The 3,395-nt window shown below is 68.1% G+C and carries 4 protein-coding genes and 1 pseudogene; 4 read left to right on the top strand and 1 reads right to left on the bottom strand.

What is annotated here, in order from left to right; translation table 11 throughout:
* The 3 genes from ligA to EQG76_RS03440 all read left to right on the top strand — a co-directional run.
* The coding region (gene ligA / locus EQG76_RS03450) for an NAD-dependent DNA ligase LigA (protein WP_159710636.1) at positions 1-1,147 on the top strand (1,147 nt) is incomplete at its 5' end.
* Positions 1,148-1,253: 106 nt separating this feature from the next.
* Entirely contained in the window at positions 1,254-1,694 is a 441-nt protein-coding gene (locus EQG76_RS03445; protein WP_200840526.1) for a YybH family protein, read from the top strand.
* A 205-nt stretch (positions 1,695-1,899) separates the two neighbouring features.
* Positions 1,900-2,169: a PGPGW domain-containing protein gene (locus EQG76_RS03440; RefSeq protein WP_159710634.1), complete on the top strand. Its 270-nt coding sequence runs from the start codon at positions 1,900-1,902 to the stop codon at positions 2,167-2,169.
* Between the two features lie 32 nt (positions 2,170-2,201).
* On the opposite strand, the gene EQG76_RS03435 is transcribed toward EQG76_RS03440, so the two are convergent.
* Positions 2,202-3,011: an SDR family NAD(P)-dependent oxidoreductase gene (locus EQG76_RS03435; protein ID WP_159710632.1), complete on the bottom strand. Its 810-nt coding sequence runs from the start codon at positions 3,009-3,011 to the stop codon at positions 2,202-2,204.
* Positions 3,012-3,134: 123 nt separating this feature from the next.
* Between EQG76_RS03435 and EQG76_RS03430 the strand changes: the two are divergent.
* Positions 3,135-3,395 (top strand): annotated as a pseudogene (locus EQG76_RS03430) (GlxA family transcriptional regulator); the annotation flags it as partial.

Below are 3,395 nucleotides of genomic sequence, written 5' to 3'. Positions count from 1 at the left end.
CGGCCGCGCACCCCGCTGGGCGATCGCCCACAAGTTCAGGGCCGAGCAGGCCCAGACTACGGTCCGCGAGATCACGGTCCAGGTCGGCCGTACCGGCGCGCTCACACCGGTGGCCGAGCTGGAGCCGGTCAATGTCGGCGGGGTGACCGTGGCGCGCGCCACCCTGCACAACGAGGACTTCATCCAGGCCAAGGACATAAGGGTGGGTGACCGGGTGCTGATCCAGCGCGCCGGCGATGTGATCCCGCAGATCGTCGAGGTGGTCGAACCCGATCGCCCCAGTCGCGGCCCGGCCTATGTCTTCCCGGACACCTGCCCGATCTGCGCCAGCCACGCGGTGCGGCTGGAGGGCGAGGCCGTGCGGCGCTGCACGGGCGGCCTGATCTGTGCTGCCCAGGTGGCCGGCCGGCTCCAGCTCCTGGTGGGGCGCGATGCGTTCGACATTGAGGGACTGGGCAAGAAGCAGGTCCCGCAGCTGATCGAGGCCGGGCTCCTGCGCGAGCCGGCCGACCTGTTCGTGCTGGCCCGCGATCCGGAACGGCTGGCGAAGCTGGGTGAGCTGGAAGGCTGGGGCAAGCGCAAGATCGAGAACCTGGTCCGCTCGATCGAGGCGCGGCGCACCATCCCGCTCGACCGGTTCATCCTGGGCCTGGGCATCCGCTTCACCGGCGAGGTCAATGCCCGGCTGCTGGCGCGCGCCTATGGCAGCTACGCTGCCTGGCGGGAGGGCATGCTGAAGCTTGCCGCCAGCGACCCTGACGAGCTGGCCCATCTGGACAATGTCGACCGGGTCGGCAGCGCGCTGATCGGCGCCCTCGCCGCCTTCTTCGGCGAGCCGCATAATGTCAGCGCGGTCGATGCGCTGGCGGCGGAGCTCACCATCAGCGATGCCGCCCGGCCCCGGGCAATCGAGAGCCCGCTCTCGGGCAAGGTGGTGATCTTCACCGGTACGCTGGAGACGCTCGGGCGCGCCGAGGCCAAGGCCCGGGCGGAGCGGTTCGGCGCCAAGGTCGGCTCATCCGTGTCGAAGAACACTGATTACTTGGTGGTGGGCGCGGATGCCGGCTCCAAGGCCGCCAAGGCCCAGGCGCTGGGCGTGCAGACCCTCTCCGAACAGCAGTTCCTGGAAATGACCAGCGGCACCTAGCCACGAGTTGGGCAATATTACGAGCCGGAGAGCATCGCCTTGTACAACTCGTGCAACAGGCGATGTCATGATATCATCGTCCCTCTCCATCTTGAGGGGTGACGAGATGAGAACGCGCATCATGCTGGCCGCAATTGCGGCGGCCACTTCCATGCTGCCGATGAGGGCCAGTGCCGAGACTGTGGAAGGGCAGGTGAAGGCTGCCTACGAGGCATGGGACGCCGCGTTCAACCAGGGCGACGCGAAGACCGTCGCCAGCCTCTATTCAGACGACGCCCTGCTGCTGCCGCCCACGCACGACGTCATCGAGGGGACGGCCGGCATCGAGCAGTTCTTCACGGGCGTGATCGGCAGCGGGGCGACGGACCACACGCTGCAGCCGGTCCGGATCATGGAGGATGACGACACGGTCGTCGCCGCGGCCCGCTGGTCCGCCAAGGGCAAGGACCAGGCCGGGGTCGCCACCACCTTCCAGGGCATCGCCACCCATGTCTTCGAGAAGCAGGACGACGGCAGCCTGAAGCTGGAATTGCACACGTTCAACTAGGGTGGGCCCCAGGCGTTCCGGGTTCTTCGGGTGCATCGGCCTGAAGAACCCGGGGCCTGTGGCGAAGCCACCTCACGAGGCGATGAGCCATCTTTCGCTCCGGCCGATCCGGCCTATCTGATGGTCCTGCCGATGTGCTGGCCGGCCTCGGCGCGACACACAGGCAATCCTTTGGCTGGAGCTTTCCCCAGATGGCCGATCGCCCATGACCCGCATCGCGACCCTCTCGATCGGCTACGGCTTCCTGTTGCTGGGCTTCCTCGGCCTGTTCCTGCCGTTCCTGCAGGGTTTCCTGTTCATCTTCGTGGGCCTGATCGTGCTGAGCCGCCAGGCGCCCTGGGCTAACCGCGCGCTGAGATATGTCCACCGGCGCTGGCCGCGGTTCGGCGGCCTGATCGCCAAGGCGGAAGGGGTCGCCGAGCGGACGATCGACCGGACCGTCCAGGGTATGCGCCGCCTGCTCGGCAAGGCCTGAGGGGCGCCGGCCGCCACGGCCCGGACCCAGGCTCAGGCTGCCGCCTTGCCGGAAAGATAGCGTGCTGCCGGCTCGGTGCGGGACAGGTTGGGCAGCATGGCCTGGCGTGCTGCCTCGTAGGCCTGCCACTGAGTCACGTCCGGCAGCGCCGGGATGGTGACGAGTTCGCCGGCGTCGAGGCCGGCAAGGGCGGCATCCACCATGTCGGTGGCCTTCATCACGATCTCGCCCGGCAGGTGCTCGACCGGCAGGCCAGCCACGTTCCAGAAATCGGTCGCCGTGGCGCCAGGCAGAACCGCCTGCACCCGCACGCCCTTGTCCGCCAGCTCGTGATGCAGTGACTGGCTGAAGGCCAGCACGAAGGCCTTCGCACCGCCATAGACGCCGTTCAGTACCTCGGGTCCGATCGCGACGATCGAGGCGATGTTGACGATCGTGCCGCGCCCGCGAGTCACGAAGGCCGGGGCGGCCGCATGAGTGAGGCGCATCAGCGCCGTCACGTCGAGGTCGATCATCGCCTCCATCGCGTCGACATCCGAGGCGAGCAGCGGGGCTGCCGAGCCCACGCCGGCATTGTTCACCAGCATCGAGATGCTCGCATCGTTGGCGAGCTGCTGCTCGACCGCATGGCGGTCGGCCCGGTCGGACAGGTCGGCGGCGACGATCTCGACGGAGCGGCCGGTCCGGTCCGTGACGCGCGCGGCCAGCTCGACGAGCTTGCTGCGGTTTCGCGCCACCAGGATCAGGTCGTAGCCGCGCCCGGCGAGGCGGTCCGCATAGACGGCACCGATGCCGGACGAGGCGCCAGTAACAAGGGCAGTGCCTAGGGGAGACAGGGCCATGGGCTTCCACTCCGTTGCGGGATGGCGGCGGCGATGCCGCCCGCTGCACAGGAAGCTATGCCCGCTGGTGCTTGTCGTATATGTTGAATATCCCTCCTTTCTTGCCATGGAAGGTGAGCTCGCATGCGCGTCGGATTCGTGGTCTTTCCCGGCTTCCAGATGATGAGCCTGGCGGCGGGTTCAGTGTTCGAGTTCGCCAACATCTGCGCCGGCAAGACGATCTACGAGCTGGCGACCGTGTCGGAGGATGGCGGTCTGGTGCGCAGCTCGACCGGGATGGACGTGGCCACCGGGCCGCTGGCAGGCGAGGCGTTCGATATGGTGCTGGTCGGCGGGGGCGTGGGCGTGCCCTGTCCGAGCGAGGGCCTGAAGGCCTGGATCGCC

The sequence above is a fragment of the Geminicoccus flavidas genome, from assembly GCF_009806515.1.
Lineage (GTDB): Bacteria > Pseudomonadota > Alphaproteobacteria > Geminicoccales > Geminicoccaceae > Geminicoccus > Geminicoccus flavidus.
This window is presented reverse-complemented; position numbering and strand designations above follow the sequence as displayed.

Excerpts from the sequence above, each read along its gene's own strand:
- EQG76_RS03435 (WP_159710632.1), bottom strand. The coding sequence starts at position 3,011 with ATGGCCCTGTCTCCCCTAGGCACTGCCCTTGTTACTGGCGCCTCGTCC.
- EQG76_RS03440 (WP_159710634.1), top strand. The coding sequence starts at position 1,900 with ATGACCCGCATCGCGACCCTCTCGATCGGCTACGGCTTCCTGTTGCTG.
- EQG76_RS03445 (WP_200840526.1), top strand. The coding sequence starts at position 1,254 with ATGAGAACGCGCATCATGCTGGCCGCAATTGCGGCGGCCACTTCCATG.